This window comes from Marisediminicola senii (assembly GCF_011057645.1).
GTDB lineage: Bacteria > Actinomycetota > Actinomycetes > Actinomycetales > Microbacteriaceae > Marisediminicola > Marisediminicola senii.
This window is the reverse complement of the sequence record NZ_JAALGE010000002.1, coordinates 172854-197106: the sequence shown is the minus strand read 5'-3', so window position 1 is coordinate 197106 and position 24253 is coordinate 172854. Positions and strand designations below refer to the sequence as shown.

Sequence of the window (24253 nt, the reverse complement as noted above, 5' to 3'; positions counted from 1 at the left end):
CTCGCATCGCAGCGATCGATTCCCCGACGACCGAAGGACACATCATGGCCAGCTCCGAGCACGCGGAACTCTTTCTCCACCCCGACCGCAACCTCGCTATGGAGCTGGTGCGCGCCACCGAGGCCGCCGCCATTCGCGCGGTGCCGTTCATCGGCCGCGGCGACAAGAACGCCGCAGACAAGGCCGCCGTCGACGCGATGCGCAAGTTCCTCGGCACCGTCAACTTCGACGGCGTCGTGGTGATCGGGGAGGGCGAGAAAGACGAAGCGCCCATGCTCTACAACGGCGAGCACGTCGGCAACGGCCGCGGACCGGCCTGCGACATCGCCGTCGACCCGATCGACGGAACCTCGCTGACCGCAGCCGGGCGCCAGAACGCCATCTCGATGATCGCCGTCTCCGACCGCGGCAGCATGCTCGACGCATCCAGTGTCTTCTACATGGACAAGATCGTCGCCGGGCCCGAGGCGGTCGGTGTCGTCGACATCCGCAAGCCCATCGGCGAGAACCTCCGCGCCCTCGCCAAGGCCAAGGGCAAGCCCGTCGACGAGATGCAGATCGCCGTGCTCGACCGTCCGCGGCACGCGCAGCTCATCGACGACATCCGCGCCGCCGGGGCCGGTACCCGCCTGATGCTCGACGGCGACGTCGCCGGTGGCATCAACGCGGCCCGCACCGGTACCCGCATCGACATGTGCGTGGGCATCGGCGGCAGCCCAGAGGGTGTCGCGAGTGCTTGCGCCATCAAGGCCCTCGGCGGACTCATCCAGGGCCGACTCGTTCCGCTCACCGACGAGGAGCGACAGAAGGGGTTGGATGCCGGGCTGAGGTTCGACCACGTGTACGAGGCCAACGACCTCGTGAGCAGCGACAACACGTACTTCGTCGCGACCGGCGTCACCGACGGCGGCCTCGTCGACGGCGTTCGCCGCCAGGGACCGGTCATCCGCACCGAGAGCATCGTGCTGCGCGGACGCTCCGGCACCGTGCGCCGCGTCATCGCCGAGCACGTCGCCGAGAAGTGGCTCGGCGACTTCGAGTTCGGTTCGGTGAACGGCTAGCTGTACAGCTAGCCCTTCGACGTTGCCGTGGGGTCGGGGTGTGCCTCGCCGACGGCGTGCAACCGCGCGGGATGCAGGGGAGCGCGCCGCTCGTCGGCGTCGAGGGCGGCCGTCAGCTCCGGTGCGGTGAGCTGCCGCGGCGACTCGTCGATGCCCGGCAGGGTCGCGATCACCCTGGACTCGTCGAGCAGGTTCAGCTTGCGTGCCGACGGCAGCACCTGCCGCTCGAGCGACCCGACGAACGAGTTGTAGTTCTTGACCGTTCCCTCGATCGACCGCCCGAGCTTCTCGACATGGGTCGCCACGGTCGAGATGCGCCCGTAGAGCTCGCGGCTGAGGTCGAACAGCTGCTTCGCCTCCTGGGTCACGACGTCTTGCTGCCAGCTGAACGCGACGGTCTTGAGCACCGACCAGAGGGTGACCGGTGAGGCGATCGCCACCCGCTTGCTGAACGCGAATTCCATGATGGACGGGTCGGCGGCGAGTGCCGACGACACCAGCGACTCGCTCGGGATGAACGCGATGACGAGCTCGGGGCTCGACGACAGCCCCTGCCAGTAGGCCTTGCTGCCGAGGGTGCTGACGTGGTCGCGCACCGCGGCGACGTGCTGTGTCATCAGCCGGTCGCGGCGGGCGAGTTCGCCGGGTGACGCCGAGTCGGGGATGGCGCTCGCGTCGATGAAGGCCGAGAACGGAACCTTGGCGTCGACGGGGATGCTCTTGCCCCCCGGCAGTCGCACCACCATGTCGGGGCGTCCGGCGCCGGCGTCGGAGGTGATGCTGTTCTGCACGTCGAAGTCGACCCGCTCGAGCATGCCTGCCGACTCGACGACGTTGCGCAGCTGGGTCTCGCCCCACACGCCGCGGGTGGCGTTGTTGCGCAGCGCCGCGGCCAGCGAATCGGCGGTCACCCGCAGCCGCTCCTCCGACGCTGCCGCCGAGCGCAGCTGCTCTCCGAGCTCTCCGTGCTGCAGTTGCCGCTGGTGCTCGAGCTCCGACACCGTGCGCTGCATGGTGCGCAGGGTCTCCTGCACCGGGGTGAGGGCCTGCAGCACGGCGCTCTCTGTCGTGCCGCGTTCGGCGGCGGCGTCGCGGTCTGCCGTCTGGCGCGCCACCAGCTCGAGGTACTGCTCGCGCTGGGCTCGCAGCTGGTCGCGGAGTGCGGTGGCCGTGGCTTCGGCGGATGCTGCGGCGGCGGCCATGCGGGAGTGCTCTGCCGCGGCATCCACCCTCGCCTCCGCCAGCTCGAGCGCGTGACGGGACTCACTAAGCCTCGGGTCGGCGGTGCGGAGCCGCTGCTGCGCGGCGAACCAGCCCAGCCCGGCACCCAGCAGGATGCCCACGATGAGCACGAGGATCAGGGGGAGCACGTCGGTCATGAGCACAGTGTGCCAGCGGGGTGCGACATCGCCGTGAGGCACCCCGCTGCCGGATTAGCATGGCCTCATGACCACTGTTGATCATTTCGTGAACGGCGCATCGTTCGCCGGAGAATCCACCCGCACCGCGCCCGTCTACAACCCGGCCGCCGGCACCGTGTCGCGGGAGGTGCGCCTTGCCACCACCGCCGACGTCGACGCAGCCGTGCGTGCGGGGCGCGAGGCCTTCGCGGAGTGGGCGGGGGCGTCATGGGCCAAGCGGCAGGGCGTGCTGTTCACGTTCCGCGAGCTGCTCAACGCCCGAAAGGGCGAGCTGGCCGCCATCCTCACCAATGAGCACGGCAAGGTCACCTCCGATGCGCTCGGCGAGGTCGCCCGCGGACTCGAGGTCGTCGAATTCGCCACGAGCATGCCGCACCTCGCCAAGGGCGAGTACAGCGAGAATGTGTCGACCGGGGTCGACGTGTACTCCACCCGCCAGCCGCTCGGCGTCGTCGGCATCATCAGCCCGTTCAACTTTCCGGCGATGGTGCCGCTCTGGTTCTTTCCCATCGCCATCGCCGCGGGCAACACCGTCGTGCTCAAGCCCAGCGAGAAGGACCCGTCGGCCGCCATCTGGCTCGCGGAATTGTTCCAGGAGGCCGGCCTGCCCGACGGCGTGTTCAACGTCGTGCACGGCGACAAGGAGGCCGTCGACGCGTTGCTGCACCACGACGACATCGCGTCGATCAGCTTCGTCGGCTCCACCCCGATCGCCAAGTACATCTACGAGACCGCGTCGGCCGCCGGCAAGCGCGTGCAGGCCCTCGGCGGCGCGAAGAACCACATGCTCGTGCTGCCCGACGCGGACCTCGACCTCGTCGCCGACTCCGCCGTCAACGCCGGCTTCGGCTCGGCGGGGGAGCGGTGCATGGCGATCAGCGTCGTCGTCGCCGTCGAGCCCGTCGCCGATGAGCTGATCGAGAAGATCGCGCAGCGCATGGGCACCCTGACCGTCGGCGACGGCACGCGCAGCTGCGACATGGGTCCGCTGATCACCCGCCAGCATCGCGATACGGTCGCCGGGTACATCGACATCGCCATCGAAGACGGCGCCACGGTCGTCGTCGATGGCCGCGGAATCGACGTCGACGGCGACGCCGACGGGTTCTGGCTCGGCCCGACCCTGATCGACAACGTCTCGACCGACTCCCGCGTCTACACCGACGAGATCTTCGGGCCGGTGCTCTCCGTCGTGCGTGTCTCCTCGTACGACGAGGGCCTCGCCCTCATCAACGCGTCGAAGTACGGCAACGGCACCGCGATCTTCACGAACGACGGAGGGGCCGCCCGGCGGTTCCAGCGCGACGCGCAGGTCGGCATGATCGGCATCAACGTGCCGATTCCGGTGCCCGTCGGCTACTTCTCGTTCGGGGGCTGGAAGGACTCGCTGTTCGGCGACACGAAGGCGTACGGGCCAGACGGCGTGCACTTCTTCACCCGCCAGAAGGCCATCACCAGCCGGTGGCTCGACCCGTCGCACGGTGGCGTGAACCTCGGGTTCCCGCAGAACTAGGCGCCCAGGCACCTGACGCGGCGTCGGTCGGGCCAGCGCCCGGCCGTCGTCAGTGCGTCGGGCGCGCCCGGAAGAGCACGATGCCCACGGCCGCCGCACACAGGCCCGCGATCGCCGAGAACACCAGTGCCGGAACGGTGGCGGGACCGGCGTCGCCGCCGGCCAGGGTCGTCGCGAGGGTGAGGCAATTCGCGAGGCAGACGACCGCGACCGCGGTGTAGATCAGCCAACCGTGCCGCCGAAACCACGCGGCCCACTGCGCCTTGAGAACGTCGCGCGAATTATCCACGCGGCAACGCTAGCGGAACGCGACGACCGGTCGCGCAGCGAGGGCGGCCGCTGGCGTGCCGATGCGGGCGAACTGCGACCCCGTGGCATCCGCCAACTCGTCGAGGTCGGATGCCCCATGCCGCTTCGCCGCGTGAACGATGATCGCGGCGCACGCCTGGGCGTCTGCCAGCGCGTCGTGGTGGGCGAAGTCTTCGAACCCGGCGGCCATCGCCGCGACCGGCAGTCGGTAGGAATCGAGGTGGTAGGTCTTGCGGGCGACGCCGAGGCTACACAGGTGGCGGAACGACGGCACGTCGACCCCCGATGCGCGGCACGCCCCGGTGATGACGCCCATGTCGAAGCGCGCGTTGTGGGCGACGAGAGTGTCGCCGTCGGCGAACGCCACCAGGTCGGGCAGCTGTTCGACCCACAGTGGCGCGTCGGCCACGTCGCCCTTCTCGATGCCGTGGATGCGGGTGTTCCACTCGAGGAACTCGTCGTGTCCGAGAGGCGGGCGGATGAGCCATCCGGCCGCATCGACGGCGACGCCGCCCCGCACCTTCACCAGGCCGACGGAGCAGGCCGACGCACTCGACGAGTTGGCGGTTTCGAAGTCGATGGCGGTGAAATCCAGGGGCATGGCGTCATGCTCTCACGCACGACCGTCACCGCCGGCGCACACGCCCGGTACCCTTGACCCTCGTGGCTTTAACTATTGCAATCGTCGGTCTGCCCAATGTCGGCAAGTCCACCCTGTTCAACGCACTCACCAAGAACTCGGTCCTCGCCGCGAACTACCCGTTCGCGACGATCGAACCGAACGTGGGCGTGGTGAACCTCCCCGACACGCGGCTGGACGCCCTGGCGGCCATCTTCGGCTCCGAGCGCATCCTGCCCGCCCCGGTGTCGTTCGTCGACATCGCCGGCATCGTCAAGGGCGCGAGCGTGGGCGAGGGCCTCGGCAACAAGTTCCTCGCTAACATCCGCGAGGCCGACGCCATCGCGCAGGTCATCCGCGGGTTCATCGACGATGACGTCGTGCACGTCGACGGCAAGGTCGACGCGGCATCCGACATGGAGACCATCAACACGGAACTGATCCTCGCCGACCTGCAGACCCTCGAGAAGGCCCAGGCCCGCTACGACCGCGACCTGCGCGCGAAGAAGATCACCCAGCTCACGATCGATACGACGGATGCCGCGGTCGCCTGGCTCAACGATGGCAAGCCGCTCTCGGCTTCCACCATCGACCTCGAGCCCATCCGCGAGCTCGGGCTCCTCACCACCAAGCCGTTCATCTACGTGTTCAACGTCGACGAGGCCGTGCTCGGCGACCAGGCGAAGCTCGATGCGCTCGCCGCCCTGGTCGCTCCGGCGCAGGCGATCTTCCTCGACGCGAAGCTGGAATCCGAGCTCATCGACCTCGACCCGGACGACGCGGCCGAACTGCTCGCCAGCACCGGGCAGACCGAGAGCGGCCTCAACCAGCTCGCACGCATCGGATTCGACACCCTCGGCCTGCAGACCTACCTCACCGCCGGGCCCAAGGAGACCAGGGCCTGGACGATCCCCAAGGGGGCGAAGGCCCCGCAGGCTGCGGGAGTGATCCACACCGATTTCGAGAAGGGCTTCATCAAGGCCGAGATCATCGGCTTCGACGACCTCGTGGCCGCGGGCTCGATCGCGGAGGCACGCTCGGCGGGCAAGGCACGCATCGAGGGCAAGGAATACGTCATGCAGGATGGCGATGTGGTCGAGTTCCGGTTCAACAACTAGACGTAGTCATAATCTGGAGCGAAACGCATGACGCGGTCAGGTGCGTTCGCAAACTCTCCCTGACGTAAACTCTCCCTTTGAGCTGAGTCAACCTGGTTAACAAAGCTCGGGACAGAGGCACTTGTGAAGTTACTGCCGTACCTATCAATCGTGTTCTTCGCGATGCTATTCGTGGTGTTATTCCTGCGGCGGGAGGCAGTGCTGTCCGATGCCGCCGCGATCACTCTCGCCTTGCTAGCTGTTGTCGGGTTCGCCAGTTGCACAGTCTGGGCGGGTATCCGCGCAATTCGTGCTCCGAAGGCTCGTCAAGAGTCTGGGCGAGCCTCGCCTCCGACAAATTGATGACCAACATCAAGGTGCAGACCGACCGGGCCGCGATGGTCGCATCGGTTCGGCGGTGGGCGGATCCCCGCGGCCACCTAGTCATCGTCGTCGACTGACCGAAGGGCGTCGCAAACACGACGATCGCCGGTGGTTGGTCGACGGCGGTGCGCTTCTGGGCGATGGAAGAATGCGGGTTTGCTCATACCCGGGCGGTCAGACATCAAGACGGCGACGTGGTGGGGTTCAGGTTCAACAACTAGGAACCGTTAATGAGCGCCAACTAGCCGAGCCGTGACTTCTCCGTGCCGCGCACCTTAGTAATGGTTGTCATCAGGTGGTAGACGACGATCGCCGCGACCGTCCCGAGGATGATGCCGCCGAAGCTGAGCTCGCCCGTGGTGATGGTGAAGTCGGCGATGCCCATGATGAGCGCGATGCCGGCGGTCAGCTGATTGACGGGCTTGCTGAAATCGACCTTGTTCTCGACCCAGATGCGCACCCCGATGATGCCAATCAGTCCGTAGAGCGCCGTGGTCACGCCGCCCAGCACGCCAGCCGGGATGGTGTTGATTACTTCACCGACCTTGGGTGAGAGGCCCAGCACGATTGCGGTGAAACCGGCGACCCAGTAGGCGGCGGTTGAGAAGACGCGGGTGGCAGCCATGACGCCGATGTTCTCGCCGTAGGTCGTGGTCGGTGAGCCGCCACCGATGCCCGAAATGACGGTCGCGAGACCGTCGGCGAAGAGTGCTCGGCCGGTGAGGCCGTCGAGGTCGCGGTCGATGAGCTGGCCGACACCCTTGATGTGCCCGATGTTCTCGGCGATGAGCGCGAGTACGACCGGTACGAACATCAGGTAGATGGTCAGGTGCTCTGCCGAGAACTCCGGGGCGGTGAACTGGGGGAGTCCAACCCACGGGGCGTCGGCGACCTTGCTGTACTCGACCTCACCGGCGATGGCTGAGGCGATGTAACCGACGGCCACGCCGACGACGATGGAGAGTCGGCCGAGGAAGCCTTTGAACACCACCGCGGCGAGGATGATGGCGAGCAGGGTGATGATGGCGATCAGCGGCGACTGCGCGAAGTTGTCGCGCGCGGCCGGGGCCAGGTTGAAGCCGATGAGGGCGACGATGGCGCCGCTCACGATGGGCGGCATGAGCAGGTCGATCCAGCGTGTGCCGACGACCTGCACGAGCACGCCCACCAGGGCGAGTATGGCGCCGACGATGATGATGCCGGCGAGGGCTGTGCCGGGTCCGCCCGCTGTCACCGCGGCTCCGATGGGGGCGAGGAATGCGAACGACGAGCCGAGGTAGCTGGGCAGCTTGTTGCGCGTGATCAGTAGGAAGAGCAGCGTCCCGATGCCAGAGAACAGCAGCGTTGTGGCCGGCGGGAATCCGGTAATGAGGGGCACGAGAAAGGTCGCGCCGAACATGGCGACTACGTGCTGCATGCCGAAGCCGACGGTGCGCCCCCAGGTGAGGCGCTCTTCGGGGAGCACGATCTCGTCGGAGCTGACGGTCTTGCCGTCGCCGTGCAGTTTCCAGGTCAGTGCCATGGTGAGTCTCCTGACCCGCGGTTATGGCGCTGACAGCGCCGGATCGAGCGTAGTGGCGGGGCAGGCTCCATGAGGCATCTGGCGAACACGACCCTGGGCGGGGTGGCGCGTTTGTCGGAGCTGACGGAAGGCGCTGCTGGTTCGGCCGCCTCGCGTCCAGCCCCGGTCAGCGACCAGAGCGGTGCGCCTCTCACGCTGCCGTTCGGTGCCTGCAGCAGTCGATCTAGACTGGCGGAGACACATGACGACGCGCACGAGAGTGACCCTCTGCTGGGTGGTCCTCAGCGTTCCAACGTGGTGGAGTTCCGGTTCAGCAACTCGGTTCCGGTCACCAACCCGGTTCCGGTCGACCAATCAGGGGGAGCAGTACCAGTGACGCAGCAACAGATTCTCGAGCCCGACGGCCGTGCCATTCCGTACGTCGAGGAAGGCAGTGGGCCCATCGCGCTGGTGTTGATCTCGAACCTCGTCCTGGGGTCAGACGGCCTCGGAGCTGTCTCGCACTACCTGGCGGACGAAGCAGACTTTCACGTCGTGCGGATTGGACCCCGCGACGGATCGGCGCCTTCTGAAGCATCAGCGCAGGAGCGGGCGGATGACTCTCTCGCCGTCATCGACCACCTCGGCCTGGCTCACACCTGGATCGGCGGATACGCAACCGGTGGAACCGTGGCGCGTGTCTTTGCGGCCCAGCACGCGGAACGGGTGAACGGGCTGGTGCTGCTCCGGGTCGAGCAGAAGCAGGTCGAATTGCCCCCGGTGATCCCCGTGCTCATCGTCCAGGGTGCTGAGGATGTACTCACCCCGCCGACGAACGGCGACGAGCTCCGGACCGCGGCCCCTGAGCGCACAAGCGTCACGACCATCGACGGGGCGGATCACCTTTTTCCGATGTCGCACCCCATTGAGACGGCGATGGTCATCGAGGAGTATCTCGACTGGGACTGAGTGGTCAAGGTGGCGCGGTGGAGGAGTTCCGCTTCACCATTGTGACGACGAATCACGTCGTCAGAACAACGCCGGAATCTGCTGGATAAGCCAGGAGAAGCCGATCATGGCGATCGTCGCGACGGGGAAGACGAACACCGCGAACAGACCAGCGCGCGATCTGGCGGGCTGCTCTCCCGGGCCGACGATCGGGTCGTCCTGCACTCGGCCGCCGAGGTAGGCGCGCAGCTGCACGATGACACCGGCGGTGAGCAGGATCGCCCCGATACACGACGCGGTGAGGACACCCACGGTCCCGAGCGGGTGCGGCAGGAGGAAGAGCGCGCCGACCATCGCCGCGAGTAGCAGCATCCACACGATCCAGCTACCTAGCGGACCCTGGGCGACCGCCCGCATGATGGCACGCGGAGTGAGAATGAGCAGGGCAAGGGCGGCCGCAACGATCGCGACCACAACGACATGTCCCACGGTCACCTGGAGGGCCGATTCACCGGCGAACCCGGCCTGGAGGCCGAACGTGGCGAGCAGCATGCCGCACAGGCCGAGAACGATCCCGAGAAGCCACCCGTGATCGATTCGATCGGATGACGTCGGAGACTGCTCGGGCGCGTCGTCTTTCGCGTACGCCCTGGGGTCACCAAATGCGGTCAGGGCACTCTCGCCGGACTCGGCGACGTGGCTCTCCACGAGCACGAGGGAGTCGCCGATCCGTGTTCCCGGCACCCCGATGAGACGCTGCTCGAGCACGAATTGCTCGATCCAGCTCTCCTCGACACTCGGCGCCAGCCGCGTGTAGCTGTCGATGGATCCGAAGCCCCTGGTCCCGCCATTGTTCATCGTGACGTCCTGTCGGTTCATGGTGGTCGTGTCAGCGGCCGCGGTGGTGTTCGAGTGCACCGTCGGTGAGCTCGCGGGTGATTGCGGTGAAGGCAGCCCAGCGGGCGGCGAGCGACCGTGCATGCGTGCGCCCCTGATCGGTCAGTGCGAAGTACTTGCGTCCCGGTCCTCCGTCCCCCGCGCGCCACTCGACCTCGACGTATCGGGCCTCCTCGAGGCGTGCGAGCAGGGGGTAGAGCGTGCCGCCCTTGACGTCGCCTAAGCCAGCTGCGGCGAGGCGACGGGTGATCGCGTAACCGTAGCTCGGGCCATCGAGGAGCGCCCGCAGCACGCAGACACCGAGCACTCCCCGCAGCCACTCACTGGGCCACTCGTCAGCATCCATGACTAGATCGTACGACTGACTAGTCCGTCTGGCAACTAGTCAGTTGTCGACCGACGAGGGCGCGGCCTGTTGATCCGTTCGCCGTCGGTGGGAAGACAATGGCGCAGACGGCTGTTCGCATACGGGACGCGGTCTCGGTGTCGAGAGCCAGTCGCCCATCCGGTGGAGCTGGTGAAGGCATCCAGAATCGAACCCGTCGAAGCCGACCGAGTAATTGGTCACCACAGAATCACCGATGAGAGGAACACGTCGTGCCAGTTATTGCAATTATCGGAGCCGGACCGGGGCTCGGAGCCGCCGTCGCACAGAGGTTCGGACGCGAAGGCTTCTCCATCGCGTTGATCTCGAGGAGCCAGCCGAAGCTCGACGACATGGCCGCCGAGCTCAGGGGGAGCGGTTTCGCTGCCAGCGGTTTCGCGGCAGACGTACGGGAGCCGTTGGCGCTGGAGGACGCACTCGCGCGCGCTGCGGAAGAGCTTGGCCCCATCACCGCCCTGCAGTACAGCCCGCTTCCGTCGCGGGACTACCTCAAACCGGTGCTCGAGCTGACCCCTCAGCTGGCGCTGGAAGCATTGCAGTTCTCGGCTCTCGGACTCATCCACTCGGTGCGGGCAGTGCTGCCGGCGATGCGTGAGGCGGGCAGCGGCAGCGTGATCCTGATCAACGGGGGAACCTCGGTGAAAGCGCGCGCCGGTTTTGCCGGCACGTCGGTCGCGTTCCCCGCCGAGAGTGCATACGGGGAGATGCTCCACGATGCGCTCGAGGATGAGGGGATTCGCGTGAAGCAACTCGTCATTCCGGGAGCCATTCCGCAGCTCGACCTGTCCAATGGAATCCACGATGTCGCAGACCGCATCTGGAACCTCCACGTCGAGGATGGCCCGTTCCGCACCATGCTCATCCCGCTCGAGGACGGCAAGGAGTAGCACGCTACCGGCCCCGTCACCCGGCGCTCTCCCCGAGGAGACCGTCGGGGCGGGGCCTGTACGGCTCCGACATTCCTGCACAGCAGGATGGGCGAGTGAGTGCTGTGCAACCCCGCGCTACCCGCGATGACCGGTGGCTAGCGTGGCCGGGTGCCGTCGATTACGCCCCGTTCCATGCTCAGGCTGCGCGTCAGCATCGTGGGAATCGAGCCGGAGATCTGGCGCACCATCGACGTCGACGAATCGTTGTCACTCGCTCAGCTGAGTGACGTTCTGCAGGTGGTCTTCCACTGGGAAAACGTCTATCTGCGGCGGTTCACCGACGACGACCCATGGGTGATCCGTAACGGGATTCCCCGGGTAGATGGGCCGGTGCGGGCATGGGGCGACCCCTCGCGCGACTATGCGATCGACGGTATGCAGCATTACGCAGGCGCGACGGTCGGCGAGGCCATGCAACACGGCGGGCCGCTCTGGTACCTCTACGACGAGAGTGACGAGTGGGTGCATTTCATCGAGCAACTGACCCGCTACGACACCGCGCCGGAGCACGCCCCGGCCGAGCTCATCGCGGGCGAGCGAAGAGCACCCTTCGACGATTGCGGCGGTGTCGGGCACCACGAGAAGCTGGCTACGGCACTCGCCAATCCGTCTCATCCCGACCACCTCGCGGGTGTCACCTGGGCTGCCCGCTCGGCTGGTCGCTGGGGCGTCGTCGACCCGGAGTGCCCCGACCTCGCCGGCGCCCGGGCGGAATTGGCCCGTCTGTTCATGCCGCCGTCACACGACATGTCCGGGTTGGTCGGCATCTCGCGCCTGACCGCCGGCTCCCCGCTCGTCGGGCTCGCTGCCATGCTGCCCGTCTCTGCTCGATCGAACTTACGACGGCATCTGCACCGCGATCAGATATTTCCAGAGCCGACCCTCGCCGACTCTGATGAGATCGCCCGACTCGTGGCTCCCTATCAATGGCTCCTCGATCGCGTCGGGTTCGACGGTCTCCGATTGACTAAGGCCGGGTGGATGCCGCCCGCCATCGTTCACGATGGCATGGCCACCCTCGGCTGGCGATACCGCGGGGGCGGGTCCTACCGCGAAGAGCTGACCCCATCGATTCGCACCCTTCGAGTCTCTGCGGAGCGCTTGAACCTCGTCCGCGCTGTCAGGGGTCGTCTCATCGTGGGAGCGGCAACCTGGGAGGCCATCGGAAGGCCCGCAATTCTCGCAACCAGGATCGCCCGCATGCTGTTGCGCCAGGAGATGCTCGATGTGCGCCGCAAGGCGGGCACACTGCTGACACTGGGGCTGGCCGATGGTGGCATCACCGTACGAAGCGACGCCGAGCGGCACGTGGTGGGAGCGTTGACCGAGATCGGGTATGCCGATGGGGAGTGCCGCCCCTTACAACCGAAGCGCTTCGGCGCTCTGGTGGCACCGGTTCTCGATGTTCTAGGGACCCTGGGTCTATGGCGCACTCCTGCCCCGCCGGACGATGCATTGCGTGCCCTTGCCAGGCTCGCGCTGTGGTGAATCCGAGTTGGCTCAGACCCGGCGGAGCACCTTCTCGATTGATCGGCCCTTGGCAAGGTCGTCGACGAGCTTGTCGAGGTAGCGGATCTTCTGCATGAGGGGGTCTTCGATGTTCTCGACCCGGATGCCGCAGATCAGCCCGGTGATCGACGACGCCTGCGGGTTCACGGTCGCCTGGGCGAAGAACTGCTCGAAGGTAGTCTCGTCATCCAGGTGCCGCTGCAGGGCGGCACGGTCGAACCCCGTCAGCCATTCGATGGCTTCGTCCAGCTCTTCCCTGGTGCGGCCCTTGCGTTCCATCTTCGCCACATAAAGGGGATAGACGGCGCCGAACGGTGTCGTGAAGATCCTGCTCATGGCGCCGAGCCTACTGCGGGGTCCGCGCGGCGACCAGCGACGCATCCACCCCTCGGCCCCCGACCTGTCACGCATCGTGTCGGCGGGGTGAGCGGGGTGACGCGAAGTCAGCGGGGCGTCACCACCACCTGCACGACATCGCCGATCTGCTTGCCGAGCGACTTGCGCACCGTGGCGCTCAGGGAGACCATATGGCCGCCGGTACCGGTAGGCATGTGCGCATAAGTGGCCGGTGAGCACCGTGGTTCCTGAATTGTGAAACCAATCCCGCGCCGCGCGCACCATGGTTCCTGAATAATGAAAGCCATCATGGCCGAGCAGAAGACCCTCCCCACGGATGCCAGCGTCGCCGACTTTCTCGATGCGGCGACGCCAGCCCGGCGCCGCGACGACGGCCTCCGCCTCGCGCAGATCTTTCGCGAGGTCACCGGCACCGATCCCGCGCTGTGGGGACCATCGCTCGTCGGCTACGGCTCGTACCAGTACGTGTCACCGGCCAACCCCCGCACCAGCGGCACCTGGCCGAAAACCGGGTTCTCGCCCCGCAAGGCGCAGCTCTCGCTGTACGGTCTGAAGGACCTGCCCGCCGGCGCCGCCCTGCTTCCTTCACTGGGCACGTACACCGAAGGCGCCGGGTGCATCTACGTCAGAAAGCTCGACGACATCGACCTCGACGTGCTCCGCCAGCTCATCTCGATCGCCTGGTCCCGCGCCGACGATCCAGCATCGGGGGAGTAGCCCGGCACTCCGTCTCGGCGCCCCGACTCGGGGCCCTCTCGTACGCCTGAGCTCGCTGATCTCCGCTGTGCTCCGCCGTATGGCGACCCGCCAAGGGCGGTGGATCCGTCGCCTCCGCCTCCGCCACCGCGCCGTTACTGCATCGTGACCGCCGATTCGCACAACTGTGACCCGCACAATACGAGACTGTTGCGTTTATGTGGCGAAATGCTACGGGAACTGCGTGCTTTCTGCGTGGCGCCCAGCACGTGGCGGCGGTGCAATGGACACGCGACCCCTCCCGCCCCCATCGGTCGTTCAGCACGCACCCGTGCGATCGGCGCCTGTGTCCCAGGTCGTCGCCGCCCCAGACCCCGGCTAGGAGTGCCGCACCATGAGCAACACCGATCGTGTCGCAAGCGAAAGAGCAAGTCTCAGTCTCCAGGACGTCGTAGAGCAACTGTCCGAGGCGGTGCATCGCGCCGTCAGCATCACGACGCTGGACCGCAGCGTGCACGTCACCAGTGAGCGCAAGGGCGCACACCTCCGAGCCGTCGCCGGCCCCGCAGCGGGCATCCCGGCCTTGGGTTCCCCTCACCTCACGGTTGAGATCCACAGCAGCGAGTCGCTGGTCGGTCACCTCTGGGTCGCTGGCTCCGAGACCCAGCCCGCCCTAGGTCGCGCCGAACGCGAGGCCGTCGATTCGGCAGTGGTGCTCGCCGCGGGCATCATCGACGGCGAATTGACCACCCTCCGGTCGTCGCGGCACGCGATCATGGGCATGCTGCTCTCGGAGAAGACCCACGAACGGCGCGGTGCGTACGCCGCCGCAGTCAACCGCCAGTGGCTGCAGCGAGGGCAGGACACCGTGGTGCGCGCCATCATGGTCGACGAACCCCTCAACGCAGTGGGCTCCATGGCGTTCGGCCGCTACCTCGCCGGACTGCGCCCCTCACCGCTCTGGCTCGTGGCCGATCGCCCCGGATACCTCTTCGCCGTCGGGCCGCGCCTCAGCCAGGAAACCGACCAGACCATCATCGACGAGGGGCATCGTAGGGGCGTGCGCATCCTCGGCATCGGCACCGCCTCGCCCCGGCGGGCCGCCGAAGACCTCCTCGAGGCCGCGGACCAAGCGGCGACGGCCGCAGAACTGTCGGCGAGCATGTCGGAGTTCGGGCCCGCGGTCGACATCAAGGATCTCGGCGGGTGGGCGCTGCTCAGCGCCGTCAAATGGGACCCGGCCTGGCTCGAGGTGATCTCCCCGGCCGCGGTCGTGCTCACCGCCAAGGGTAACGAGATGCAGCGCCACACCATCGAGACCCTCCTCGATGTCGGCGGCCAGGTGACGGCTGCCTGCGAGCAGCTGTTCGTACACCGCACCACGCTCTACTACCGGCTCGAGAAGATGCCGACCGTCGTGCGTGAGGCCATGGCCGACGGCATGAAGCGCAGCACGCTGCACCTCGCCCTCAAGCTGGTGCGGCTCTGGGAGTCGAGCGGACGCGTGGCCAAGTAGCGGCCCCGTTCGACCAGCTGACGTACAGCCCGCCCCGCGCACGCGGGGCGGGCTTCGTCGTGTGAGCACCGAATTGCGCCCCCGCGGTTCATGCCCTACCTTATGAAGGTAAGCCTTACCTAACCGGCCCAACGGGGCGGGCCGGGACCATCGAACGCCCATCCGGCGCCGATGCGTGGCGCCTTTTCTCGAGTGACAAGAGTGGAGTTCCGCATGCGTGCGAACCGTTTTCTGCTGACCGCCGCGATGGCGACCATCGCTGCCGTGGGCCTGACCGCGTGCGGGGGAACCGCCGACGACAGCACCGACGGCGCGGCGCCGGCCGCCGCAGCCGAGGGCTTCCCTATCACCGTGGAGAGCGCACTCGGCACTGCGACCATCGAGGAGAAGCCGGAGCGCGTCGCGACGGTCAACTGGGCCAACCACGAGGTGCCACTGGCCCTGGGTGTCGTGCCCGTCGGCATGGCGATGGCCAACTTCGGCGACGACGACGGCGACGGCCTGCTGCCGTGGGTGTCGGAGAAGCTCGACGAGCTCGGTGGCGAGACCCCGGTGCTCTTCGACGAGACCGACGGCATCGACTTCGAAGCCGTCGCCGACACCGATCCCGACGTGATCCTCGCGGCGTACTCCGGCCTGACCCAGGAGGACTACGACACGCTCAGCGAGATCGCCCCGGTCGTGGCCTACCCCGAGGCGCCCTGGGCGACCTCGTGGCGCGACGTGATCACAGTTAACGCCGCGGGAATGGGCATGGCAGAGGAGGGCGAGCAGCTCGTCGCCGACATCGAGGGCGAGATCAGCACCGCTGCGGCCGAGTACCCGCAGCTCGAGGGCAAGTCGACGATGTTCCTCACCCACGTCGACCCCACCGACCTGAGCGAGGTCAGCTTCTACACGTCGCATGACACGCGGTCCGCGTTCTTCGAGGACCTCGGGCTCTCGACGCCGTCGAGCGTCGAGGAGGCCTCCGCCGACAATGACCAGTTCTCGGGCACCGTCAGCGCCGAGCAGGTCGACGTGTTCTCCGACGTCGACATCATCGTGACCTACGGCGACGACGAGCTGATCTCCACCCTCGAGGGCGACCCCCTGCTGTCGCAGATGCCCGCCGTCGCCAACGGTGCGATCGTCGCGCTCGACGGCTCCGGCCCGCTCGGCACCGCCGCAAACCCGACCCCGTTGGCCATCTCGTGGGTGCTCGACGACTATCTCGCCCTCCTCGCCGAGGCGGCTGACACGGCGCAGTGACCCGCACCGCCCCCGCACCCGATTCGGGCGTCGCCATCGTGCGGCGCCCGAATCGCGTGCGCCTGGGCTGGCTGGTCGCCGTGCTCGCCCTGCTCGTGGCGCTGTCCCTACTGTCGCTCGCGATCGGCTCACGCGACGTCACCCTGGCCGACATCGTCGCGGGCCTCGGCGGGTCGGTCGACACCCTCGGCGAGGCGTCCGTCGTCAAGCGGGTGCCCCGCACGGTGCTCGCCGTCATCGTCGGTGCGGCCCTCGGCCTTGCCGGCGCCGTGATGCAGGGCGTCACCCGCAATCCGCTCGCCGACCCCGGAATCCTTGGCGTCAATGCGGGAGCCTCCCTCGCCGTCGTGATCGGCATCGCGTGGTTCGGCCTCGCGTCGGCGACTGGCTACATCTGGACCGCCATCGTCGGCGCCGCCGTCGCGGCGGTCTTCGTCTATTCCGTCGGCTCGCTCGGCCGCGGCGGCGCGACCCCCCTCAAGCTCGCACTCGCTGGCGCGGCGACCTCGGCCGCCCTCGCGTCGTTCATCACCGCCGTCGCGCTGCCGCGTGGCGACATCTCCGGCATCATCCGGTCGTGGCAGATCGGCGGCGTCGGCGGGGCATCGTTCGACAGCATCCGCCAGGTCGCGCCGTTCATCGTCGTCGGGTTCGCCGTCTGCCTGCTCTCCGCCCGCAGCCTCAACTCGCTCGCCCTCGGCGACGATATCGCCGCGGGCCTGGGGGAGCGCGTCGCGGTCGTGCGGGCCATCGCCGCCCTCGGCGCGGTGCTGCTGTGCGGGGCGGCGACCGCGGTCGCCGGGCCGATCGCCTTCGTCGGGCTCGTCGTTCCGCACTTCTGCCGGCTGCTGGTCGGAGTGGACCAGCGCTGGCTGCTGCCGTTCTCGGCTGTTGCCGGTGCCTGCCTGCTCGTCGTGGCCGACGTGCTCGGCCGCATCGTCGCGCGCCCCAGCGAGATCGACGTCGGCATCATTACGGCACTGATCGGCGCGCCCGTGTTCATCGCGATCGTGCGCCGCCAGAAGGTGCGCGCGCTGTGATTCGGGTGAGAGCGAGGAGCGCCGCGGCAGCGGCATCCATCACCCCGGTCGCGGCCGGTTCGACGTTGATCGACGCAGAACCCCGCAGCCCGGTGCGCACTGCCGACCTGGTCGCCGGTGCGCGATCCCGCCGGCAGGGTCGTCGACGCGTGGTCATCGCGATCCTGTCGGCGCTCATCGTCGTCGTGTTCGCGGTGAGCCTGATGGTCGGGCAGACCTTCTACTCGCCGGCCGAGGTGGTCGGGGTGATCCTGGGGCAGGATGTCGCGGGCGCCACGTTCACGGTCGGGCGCCTGCGCCTGCCGCGCGCGGTGCTCGCCATCGTCGCCGGGTTGAGCTTCGGGCTCGCCGGCGTGACGTTCCAGACCATGCTGCGCAACCCGCTGGCGAGCCCCGACATCATCGGCATCAGTGCGGGAGCGAGCGCGGCCGCGGCATTCGCCATCGTTACCCTGTCGCTGGGTGGCGCGGCGGTCTCGCTGTTCGCGATCGTCAGTGGGCTCGGTGTCGCGCTGATCGTCTACGGCCTCGCCTACAAGGGCGGGGCGGCGGGCACCCGGCTGATCCTGATCGGCATCGGCATCGCCGCGATGCTCGAGAGCATCATCAACTACATCCTCTCCGGCGCTGGACAGTGGGACCTGCAGGAGGCGCTGCGCTGGCTCACCGGCAGCCTCAACGGCACCACCTGGGCGCAGGTGGTGCCCGCGCTCGTCGCACTCGCGATACTCGGCCCGCTGCTGCTCGGGCGGTCGAGGGATCTCTCGGCGCTGCAGCTCGGCGACGACACCGCATCCGCGCTCGGCGTCCGGGTCGAGCGCACCCGGTTTCTCGTGATGGTGGCCGCAGTCGGGCTGATCGCCTTCGCGACGGCGGCATCCGGGCCGATCGCCTTCGTGGCGTTCCTGTCCGGGCCGATCGCCGCCCGCATCCTGGGCGCGAACGGGTCGCCCCTGATACCGTCGGCACTCGTCGGTGCGCTCCTCGTGCTCGTCGCCGACCTGGCCGGCCAGTACGCGTTCGGCACCCGATTCCCCGTGGGCGTCGTGACCGGCGTGCTCGGGGCGCCGTACCTGATCTTCCTCATCGTTCGAACCAACCGCGCGGGAGGCTCCCTGTGACCGCTGCCCATCACCTCGTCGCCGAGGGCCTGTCGCTCGGCTACGGCGACCGCACCGTCATCGACGGGCTCGACCTCGCCGTGCCGCCCGGGCGGGTGACCGCGATCGTCGGCCCGAACGCCTGCGGCAAGTCGACGCTGCTGCGGTCGATGTCGCGCCTGCTCGTGCCCCGCGACGGCATTGTGCTGCTCGACGGCAAGCTCGTGCACCGCATCCCCGCCAAGGAGCTCGCACGCACCCTCGGGCTGCTTCCGCAATCGCCCGTCGCCCCCGAGGGCATCACGGTCGCGGACCTCGTCGGGCGGGGCCGCCAGCCGCACCAGGGCATGCTGTCGCGCTGGAGCAGGGCCGACGACGAGGCGGTAGCCGAGGCATTGGATGCCACGCAGACGACGCAGCTCGCCGATCGCGCGGTCGACGAACTCTCGGGCGGGCAGCGCCAGCGTGTCTGGATCGCCATGGCACTCGCCCAGCAGACTGACGTGCTCCTGCTCGACGAACCCACCACGTTTCTCGACGTGAGCCACCAGATCGAGGTGCTCGACCTGCTCACCGACCTCAACCGCACCCGCGGCACCACCATCGTGATGGTGCTGCACGACCTCAACCTCGCGGCCCGCTACTCCGACCACCTCGTCGCGCTGTCGGGAGGGCGCGTGCACGCCGCGGGAGCCCCCGCCGACATCCTCACCGAGGAATGCGTGCTCAGCGTGTTCGGCATCGACAGCCGCGTCATCACCGACCCGACCTCCGGCAAGCCGCTGATGCTGCCGATCGGTCGGCACCACACCGGGTCGGTCGTCGGCGCCGCCCCTCAGCTGGGAGAGCTCGCGTAGCAGCGGCGGAACGGGCGGGTGGATGCCGCGGCGCCCGCCGCGCGTCAGGCCAGGTCCCTCAGGCGCGCCGAGATGCCGGCCCCGGCGCCATCGCGTCGCTCGTAGGTGACCGCGATGATGAGCAGCACGGCTCCGACCACCGCCAGGGTGATCCACCACGGCATCGAGTCGATACCGCGGCCGATCTGCACGGCGAACACGAACACGTTCTCGATGGGCAGCACGATGATGCCGATCATGAACGGTGCCGCGAGCCGGCGGCTCGCACCGACGAGGATCGCGCCCAGGGCGATGGCCATCACGAGGATCGCCCGCCAGGTCAACGGGTCGGTGAACGTCGCGAGGATGGAGGCGAGCATCATCACGATGATGCCGGGGGCGAGCAGCGCCCACGACCCCGTCCAGCGGGCCGGCCAGCTGGCGAGGGTGCCGCGGGCGTCGGACGGACCGGCGCCTGTCGGAGACCGCAGGGTGAGTACTCCGGCGGCGAGCAGGAACACGCCGAGGGGAAGCGAGAACCACTCGACGCGCAGGTCCCGGGGACTCCACGCCACGATCGCGGTGGTGAAGGCCAGCGCGAACACGAACCACACGGGGGGAAGGTGCGTCGCCCGGGTGCGTGACCTCGCCGCGATGGCCACGACGGCGAGGAGGTAGGCGAGCATGAGCGCCCACATCGTCCAGATCGTGTGCCAGTCCCGGTCGATCGCCGTCCACGCCGCCACCCCGACGTAGAGCGCGGCCGGCGCGTACAGCCAGCGGTCGAGCACCCACTCGCCGGCGCTCGGCGGCGACGACACCCCCTGGTCGGTCGACATCCGCGCCCCGGCGGCGTCCCTCGCGAGGAGCCGAGCCGCGACGGCCGCCGGCACGGCTCCCGCGACGCCGATCGCGATGCACGCGATCACCAGCGGAAGCGATGCCGGCACCACGACATCGAGGCCGGTTCCGCGGTGCCCGCTTCCCCAGAGCACGCCGAGCACGGCGCCCGCCGCACCCGCGAGGATCGCGACCAGTAGCGTCGGTGCTCGCAGCGTGCCGAGGCGTGCGGCACGTGCATCCACTCCCCGCCCGAGCCGCGAACCGATGACGAGCAGTGCCCAGGATGCCGCGACCAGTGCGTATCCGCGGGCGATCGTCGAGGCTGGCTGCGCCGCGCCTGCCGCGAGCACGACGAGGGTCGGCGTGACGGCGAGAGTGAGTCCGACCGCGTACAGCGCCCGTCCGCGGCCGCCGCGCACGGTGACGGCCATCCCGACGACGGCCGCGCCGAGGGTGGGCGGCAGCAGGTATGGCTCGACGGTGAGCACGCCGATGCCGGCCATCGCGAGCAGGCACCACAGCGCGCCCGTTGCACAGGCCGCGGCAACCCACCAGCCGTAACGACGACCGGCTACCGTCGATGCGAGCGCCGATCCGACACCGAGTATCACGAGCACCAGGAACGTGGTCGGCAGGCCAGCGGCCACCCGCCCGAGGGCGAGCCCGACGGCGATGCATCCGGTCAGCAGGGCGGACGCCTCGATGGCGATCCGAGCGGCACGGGCGTCCGGTTCCGCCAGCCCGCGCGTCGTGAGCGTCGAACGGACCAGCCCGGTGGTGGGCAGCACGACGGCGACGATCGCGGCGATCACCGGGAGGGTCACCGGGGATGCGCTGCCGACGAGCACCTCCGCGCCGAGGCAGACCACCGCGACGGCGAGCGAGGGAACCAGCAGCCCCGCGGCGAGCGTGCGCAGCGGCATCCCGAGCCCCGGCCGTCGCGAGACCAGCAGCGTCGCCGCGAACAGGAACATGATGCCCGTCGACATGGCCGTCCAGCCGCTGCGTTCGAACACCACCTGAACGACGCCGAGCACGAAGGGAACCGATGCGACGACCAGGATCGCGTACCAGTAGGCGGGACGGATGCTGCGCACGAACGTCGCGACGATCGCGCCGACCAGCCCGATCGAGGTGGTCAGGCACAGCATGGCGATGGTACCGACGCCGACCTGCCCCAGCGCGGCAGCCACCACGACGAGCGCGTAGGCGTACCCACCCCCGACGTAGATCGCACGGGACCCGGGAGGCATGGCCGTCGACAGCACGCCGATCGCGAGCACGATGGCGGCTCCAGCCGGAACGGTGACGGTGCCGACGTTCCACGACAGCAGGCCGCCGAGTACCAGGGCGAGGTGCGCGCCGACGATCACCGGTCCGCGGATGCCGACGGCGGCGCCACGAACGCGGGGAATGCGGGTGAGGGCGAGCCCCCCGGCCACCGCGAGGCCGAGCGCAACGGTGACCTGGCCGGCGACGGACAGGCTGGGAAGGCAGGCCACGACGAGGGCGGCCAACACTCCGAGCCAGGCGGCGAGCGATCCGACCGGGTGCGTCCAGCGGGCCATCCTGCCGCCGTGTCGCCCGGTGCGCCCGGCGAGGGTGGCGAATCCCGTGGATGCTGCAGCGATCCCGACGGCCGCGGCGAGCACCCCGGCCGCATCCATCACGACTATCGCACCGCCGAGGGCGGCCCCTCCGGCGGTGGCCGCGCCGACGAGCAGCACGGTGACCGTCGACGGCAGCACGCTGGCGACCGCGGCCCAGAATGCACCGGCGGTGAGGACCGCGCGATCGACCGACCGGGGCAGGCGGGGCAGCGCCGCCACGGCGACGAGCGCGAGCGCACCCGCGAGGGGAGCCAACGCGAGGTGCCACTGCAGGCCGAGTCCGCCCGCCACCCCGGGGTCGTTCACCGCGCCTATGCTGCCGGGCGCCGCGGTGCTGCCCGGCGCCAGGAGGGCGTCGAGGTCGAGCGCGAGTGCGAGTGTGACGGCGGCGCCCGCTGCCGATGCTCCCGCCACGGCGCTCCACGCTCGGGGGGCGAGCTGCCGGGTCGACGCGACGGCGAGCACGCCTACCGCCGCGAGAACCGCGGAGACGGTGAGCCAGTACTCCGCGTTGCTGCCCGCGCCGATCAGGCTGAGCGAGAACACCGCGGTGACCACGGCGGTGGCCTGCGCGATCGCCAGGACGTGACGCTCGGCCGTGAGCGTTCCGTCGAAGCGGGAGGCGACACCGCGCACGACGTCGGCCATGCCGAGGGCGACGGCGGCGCAGCCCAGCATCCCGACGACGACGGCGAGGCCGGTGCTCGCCGCGAACCCCGCCATCACCGGCACGGCGGTGAGCCCCAGCACGCCGACCCACAGCCAGGTCCTGATGCGCGCGAATGCCGCAGCGGCGGTCATTCCGGCGCCGGCCACAAGCGTGCCGACGGCGGCGACCGCCCACGGGCTCGTGCCGACCGGAGCCGCTGCCGTGAGCGCGTAGACGTCGAGGGCGAGGAACACCGTGCCGAGGCCGCCGATGGCTTCCGCCGAGAACTGCAGCCGCCGACGGGCGAGCAGCCACGCACCACCGAGGAACAGCGCGGTGACGATCCCGACGATGCCGCTGCGCGACGAGCGGTCGGTGAGGTCGGGGTTGAAGAACGTGAACACGATCGCGGCGATGGCGACGAGCCCGGCACCCGCGACGGCGAGTACCGACTGCAGGGTGGCGCTCGATTGTGGGGCCGGTGGCGTCGGAGTGCCGTCACCGGCACGCGGGGGAGCGGCGGGCGGCGGCGGGGCGGTGACCGAAACATATCCCGCGGAGGCGGCAGTCTCCGGTGAGCGAGCGGGGCGCGCACCCGGGGCAAGGACCGCCGTGGCCGCTCCGGGCGCTGCGGCCGCTGCGGCCCGCGCGGGCCCGCGCACCGGAACGCGGTCGAGCGTCACCTGGCGTGCCCGCAGGGCCATGGCCGCCCGGCGCGAGAGCTTCCACAGTTCGGCGCCCACCGGCCCGTTCAGGTCTGCCCCGCACTCGGCGCAGGTTCCCCCGGTGACCTGCCCGTTCTGGCACACCGGGCAGGAGTCACGGTCGAGCAGCTGGGTGATGGCGACGCGGCTCCATGGTTCGGACGGGATTGGCCGCTGCGATGACCCGGCCGATGACCCGGGCGATGACCCGGGTGGCGTCGATGCGGTGCTGCGGCCTTGGGCATCCGGAGTCATCGCGTGCCTGCGTCGTCGGCTTCGACTCCAGCGGTTGCACGGCCCGCGCTGCCCGCGCCCGCACCGCCATGGCCCGCACCGCCACACGTGGCGTCCGCGTTGGGAACCCAGACCAGGATGTCGCCTGGCTGGCATTCGAGCACGCGGCAGATGGCATCGAGGGTGGAGAACCGCACCGCCTTGGCCCGCCCGTTCTTGAGCACGGAGACATTGACGGGCGTGATGTCGATCGCCGCGGCGAGGTCGGCGACCGACATCTTCTTGCGCGCCAGCTCGACGTCGAGGTTGATGACGATGGGCATCAGACGACCTCGGCGAGGTCCTGCTGCAGCTGGCGGGCGTTCTTGAGCAGGCCGCGCATCACCACGATGAGCAACGAGAGGCCGGCTCCCACGACGACGCCCAGGGCGCACAGCAGCATGATCGAGGGGGATGCCGCGCCCGCGCCGGTCAGGATGACGCCGGATGCCGCGATCAGCACGGTTGCGAGCACGATGCACCCGAGGATGATGTCGACGAAGCGGAAGGCGTCGTCTCCGAAGATGCTGGCGGCTCGCACCATCGACAGGAGCTGCCACACGCAGACGAGCACGACCTGCACGCAGAGCAGAAACAGCACGGCCACGACGATGCCGGGCACCTCGAGCCGGCTGAGATCGCTGTAGCGTTCCGCGGATTGCCGAGCGACGCCCGGAACCATGAAGAGCTGGCAGGCGAGCAGCAGCGCGATCATGGCGACGAGAAGTGTTTTGAGGGTGAGGATGGTTGCCCTGTGCATGGTGACCTATCGACTATCGGTATATGAATATCGACAAACGATACA

Annotated in this window: 23 protein-coding genes; 12 read left to right on the top strand and 11 right to left on the bottom strand. The window is 68.9% G+C overall.

The window, feature by feature from the left end:
• The first annotated feature begins 44 nt into the window (after positions 1–44).
• A complete protein-coding gene (gene glpX, locus G5S38_RS02570) occupies positions 45–1061 on the top strand; it encodes a class II fructose-bisphosphatase (protein ID WP_165063885.1) in 1017 nt (338 codons plus the stop codon).
• A gap of 8 nt (positions 1062–1069) precedes the next feature.
• On the opposite strand, the gene rmuC is transcribed toward glpX, so the two are convergent.
• Positions 1070–2440: a DNA recombination protein RmuC gene (gene rmuC / locus G5S38_RS02565; protein WP_165063883.1), complete on the bottom strand. Its 1371-nt coding sequence runs from the start codon at positions 2438–2440 to the stop codon at positions 1070–1072.
• A gap of 67 nt (positions 2441–2507) precedes the next feature.
• Between rmuC and G5S38_RS02560 the strand changes: the two genes are divergently transcribed.
• Positions 2508–3995 (top strand): CoA-acylating methylmalonate-semialdehyde dehydrogenase, encoded by a 1488-nt coding sequence (locus G5S38_RS02560; RefSeq protein ID WP_165063881.1) that lies wholly within the window; start codon positions 2508–2510, stop codon positions 3993–3995.
• A gap of 49 nt (positions 3996–4044) precedes the next feature.
• On the opposite strand, the gene G5S38_RS02555 is transcribed toward G5S38_RS02560, so the two are convergent.
• Together G5S38_RS02555 and G5S38_RS02550 are read right to left on the bottom strand one after the other, a co-directional pair.
• A complete protein-coding gene (locus G5S38_RS02555; RefSeq protein WP_165063879.1) occupies positions 4045–4284 on the bottom strand; it encodes a hypothetical protein in 240 nt (79 codons plus the stop codon).
• 9 nt (positions 4285–4293) lie between these two features.
• The gene (locus G5S38_RS02550; protein ID WP_165063876.1) at positions 4294–4905 is read right to left on the bottom strand and encodes an exonuclease domain-containing protein; all 612 of its coding nucleotides are present in this window, start codon (positions 4903–4905) and stop codon (positions 4294–4296) included.
• A gap of 62 nt (positions 4906–4967) precedes the next feature.
• Between G5S38_RS02550 and ychF the strand changes: the two genes are divergently transcribed.
• Positions 4968–6041 carry a redox-regulated ATPase YchF gene (gene ychF, locus G5S38_RS02545; protein WP_165063874.1) on the top strand — a complete coding sequence of 358 codons (1074 nt, stop codon included), beginning with the start codon at positions 4968–4970 and terminating at the stop codon, positions 6039–6041.
• Between the two features lie 604 nt (positions 6042–6645).
• Here the strand turns inward: ychF and G5S38_RS02540 are convergent.
• Positions 6646–7926, bottom strand: a complete 1281-nt coding sequence (locus tag G5S38_RS02540) for a uracil-xanthine permease family protein (RefSeq protein ID WP_165063872.1) — start codon at positions 7924–7926, stop codon at positions 6646–6648.
• A gap of 69 nt (positions 7927–7995) precedes the next feature.
• Between G5S38_RS02540 and G5S38_RS02535 the strand changes: the two genes are divergently transcribed.
• Entirely contained in the window at positions 7996–8874 is an 879-nt protein-coding gene (locus G5S38_RS02535; protein ID WP_235928859.1) for an alpha/beta fold hydrolase, read from the top strand.
• Positions 8875–8934: 60 nt separating this feature from the next.
• Here G5S38_RS02535 and G5S38_RS02530 read toward each other — a convergent pair whose 3' ends face one another.
• Together G5S38_RS02530 and G5S38_RS02525 are read right to left on the bottom strand one after the other, a co-directional pair.
• Positions 8935–9732: a hypothetical protein gene (locus G5S38_RS02530; protein WP_165063870.1), complete on the bottom strand. Its 798-nt coding sequence runs from the start codon at positions 9730–9732 to the stop codon at positions 8935–8937.
• A 10-nt stretch (positions 9733–9742) separates the two neighbouring features.
• Positions 9743–10096 (bottom strand): PadR family transcriptional regulator, encoded by a 354-nt coding sequence (locus G5S38_RS02525; protein WP_165063867.1) that lies wholly within the window; start codon positions 10094–10096, stop codon positions 9743–9745.
• 251 nt (positions 10097–10347) lie between these two features.
• Here G5S38_RS02525 and G5S38_RS02520 point away from each other — a divergent pair, with 251 nt between their 5' ends.
• The gene (locus tag G5S38_RS02520; protein WP_165063865.1) at positions 10348–11022 is read left to right on the top strand and encodes an SDR family NAD(P)-dependent oxidoreductase; all 675 of its coding nucleotides are present in this window, start codon (positions 10348–10350) and stop codon (positions 11020–11022) included.
• Between the two features lie 174 nt (positions 11023–11196).
• Positions 11197–12552, top strand: a complete 1356-nt coding sequence (locus G5S38_RS02515; protein ID WP_165063863.1) for a plasmid pRiA4b ORF-3 family protein — start codon at positions 11197–11199, stop codon at positions 12550–12552.
• Positions 12553–12564: 12 nt separating this feature from the next.
• Here the strand turns inward: G5S38_RS02515 and G5S38_RS02510 are convergent, their stop codons facing one another.
• Both G5S38_RS02510 and G5S38_RS15620 read right to left on the bottom strand, forming a co-directional pair.
• Complete coding sequence (locus G5S38_RS02510) at positions 12565–12909, bottom strand: DUF2200 domain-containing protein (RefSeq protein ID WP_165063861.1); 345 nt, start codon at positions 12907–12909, stop codon at positions 12565–12567.
• A 107-nt stretch (positions 12910–13016) separates the two neighbouring features.
• On the bottom strand, positions 13017–13124 hold the full coding sequence (locus tag G5S38_RS15620) for a DUF1905 domain-containing protein (protein WP_235928858.1): 108 nt from the start codon (positions 13122–13124) through the stop codon (positions 13017–13019).
• Between the two features lie 94 nt (positions 13125–13218).
• Here G5S38_RS15620 and G5S38_RS02500 point away from each other — a divergent pair, with 94 nt between their 5' ends.
• From G5S38_RS02500 to G5S38_RS02475, 6 genes are all read left to right on the top strand, one after another.
• The gene (locus G5S38_RS02500) at positions 13219–13647 is read left to right on the top strand and encodes a DUF1801 domain-containing protein (RefSeq protein WP_165063857.1); all 429 of its coding nucleotides are present in this window, start codon (positions 13219–13221) and stop codon (positions 13645–13647) included.
• Positions 13648–14020: 373 nt separating this feature from the next.
• A complete protein-coding gene (locus G5S38_RS02495) occupies positions 14021–15142 on the top strand; it encodes a helix-turn-helix domain-containing protein (RefSeq protein WP_165063855.1) in 1122 nt (373 codons plus the stop codon).
• Between the two features lie 213 nt (positions 15143–15355).
• On the top strand, positions 15356–16393 hold the full coding sequence (locus tag G5S38_RS02490; RefSeq protein ID WP_165063853.1) for an iron-siderophore ABC transporter substrate-binding protein: 1038 nt from the start codon (positions 15356–15358) through the stop codon (positions 16391–16393).
• The gene (locus tag G5S38_RS02485; RefSeq protein ID WP_165063851.1) at positions 16390–17433 is read left to right on the top strand and encodes a FecCD family ABC transporter permease; all 1044 of its coding nucleotides are present in this window, start codon (positions 16390–16392) and stop codon (positions 17431–17433) included. The genes G5S38_RS02490 and G5S38_RS02485 overlap by 4 nt, the downstream gene beginning before the upstream one ends.
• A 68-nt stretch (positions 17434–17501) precedes the next feature.
• Positions 17502–18554, top strand: a complete 1053-nt coding sequence (locus G5S38_RS02480; protein WP_407943819.1) for a FecCD family ABC transporter permease — start codon at positions 17502–17504, stop codon at positions 18552–18554.
• Positions 18551–19390, top strand: a complete 840-nt coding sequence (locus G5S38_RS02475) for an ABC transporter ATP-binding protein (RefSeq protein WP_165063849.1) — start codon at positions 18551–18553, stop codon at positions 19388–19390. The genes G5S38_RS02480 and G5S38_RS02475 overlap by 4 nt, the downstream gene beginning before the upstream one ends.
• Before the next feature lie 44 nt (positions 19391–19434).
• Here G5S38_RS02475 and G5S38_RS02470 read toward each other — a convergent pair whose 3' ends face one another.
• The 3 genes from G5S38_RS02470 to G5S38_RS02460 are packed head-to-tail and all read right to left on the bottom strand — an operon-like array spanning position 19435 to position 24208.
• The gene (locus tag G5S38_RS02470) at positions 19435–23430 is read right to left on the bottom strand and encodes an SCO7613 C-terminal domain-containing membrane protein (protein ID WP_165063847.1); all 3996 of its coding nucleotides are present in this window, start codon (positions 23428–23430) and stop codon (positions 19435–19437) included.
• The gene (locus G5S38_RS02465) at positions 23427–23732 is read right to left on the bottom strand and encodes a helix-turn-helix domain-containing protein (protein WP_165063845.1); all 306 of its coding nucleotides are present in this window, start codon (positions 23730–23732) and stop codon (positions 23427–23429) included. The genes G5S38_RS02470 and G5S38_RS02465 overlap by 4 nt, the downstream gene beginning before the upstream one ends.
• Positions 23732–24208, bottom strand: coding sequence for a DUF2975 domain-containing protein (locus G5S38_RS02460; RefSeq protein ID WP_165063843.1), 477 nt, complete (start codon positions 24206–24208; stop codon positions 23732–23734). The genes G5S38_RS02465 and G5S38_RS02460 overlap by 1 nt, the downstream gene beginning before the upstream one ends.
• Positions 24209–24253 lie beyond the last annotated feature (45 nt).

Excerpts from the sequence above, each read along its gene's own strand:
- G5S38_RS02470 (WP_165063847.1), bottom strand. The coding sequence starts at position 23,430 with ATGACTCCGGATGCCCAAGGCCGCAGCACCGCATCGACGCCACCCGGG.
- G5S38_RS02530 (WP_165063870.1), bottom strand. The coding sequence starts at position 9,732 with ATGAACCGACAGGACGTCACGATGAACAATGGCGGGACCAGGGGCTTC.
- G5S38_RS02460 (WP_165063843.1), bottom strand. The coding sequence starts at position 24,208 with ATGCACAGGGCAACCATCCTCACCCTCAAAACACTTCTCGTCGCCATG.
- G5S38_RS02535 (WP_235928859.1), top strand. The coding sequence starts at position 7,996 with ATGAGGCATCTGGCGAACACGACCCTGGGCGGGGTGGCGCGTTTGTCG.
- G5S38_RS02550 (WP_165063876.1), bottom strand. The coding sequence starts at position 4,905 with ATGCCCCTGGATTTCACCGCCATCGACTTCGAAACCGCCAACTCGTCG.
- G5S38_RS15620 (WP_235928858.1), bottom strand. The coding sequence starts at position 13,124 with ATGCCTACCGGTACCGGCGGCCATATGGTCTCCCTGAGCGCCACGGTG.
- G5S38_RS02540 (WP_165063872.1), bottom strand. The coding sequence starts at position 7,926 with ATGGCACTGACCTGGAAACTGCACGGCGACGGCAAGACCGTCAGCTCC.
- G5S38_RS02525 (WP_165063867.1), bottom strand. The coding sequence starts at position 10,096 with ATGGATGCTGACGAGTGGCCCAGTGAGTGGCTGCGGGGAGTGCTCGGT.
- G5S38_RS02465 (WP_165063845.1), bottom strand. The coding sequence starts at position 23,732 with ATGCCCATCGTCATCAACCTCGACGTCGAGCTGGCGCGCAAGAAGATG.
- G5S38_RS02560 (WP_165063881.1), top strand. The coding sequence starts at position 2,508 with ATGACCACTGTTGATCATTTCGTGAACGGCGCATCGTTCGCCGGAGAA.
- glpX (WP_165063885.1), top strand. The coding sequence starts at position 45 with ATGGCCAGCTCCGAGCACGCGGAACTCTTTCTCCACCCCGACCGCAAC.
- G5S38_RS02510 (WP_165063861.1), bottom strand. The coding sequence starts at position 12,909 with ATGAGCAGGATCTTCACGACACCGTTCGGCGCCGTCTATCCCCTTTAT.
- G5S38_RS02515 (WP_165063863.1), top strand. The coding sequence starts at position 11,197 with ATGCTCAGGCTGCGCGTCAGCATCGTGGGAATCGAGCCGGAGATCTGG.
- G5S38_RS02490 (WP_165063853.1), top strand. The coding sequence starts at position 15,356 with ATGCGTGCGAACCGTTTTCTGCTGACCGCCGCGATGGCGACCATCGCT.
- rmuC (WP_165063883.1), bottom strand. The coding sequence starts at position 2,440 with ATGACCGACGTGCTCCCCCTGATCCTCGTGCTCATCGTGGGCATCCTG.
- G5S38_RS02495 (WP_165063855.1), top strand. The coding sequence starts at position 14,021 with ATGAGCAACACCGATCGTGTCGCAAGCGAAAGAGCAAGTCTCAGTCTC.
- G5S38_RS02500 (WP_165063857.1), top strand. The coding sequence starts at position 13,219 with ATGGCCGAGCAGAAGACCCTCCCCACGGATGCCAGCGTCGCCGACTTT.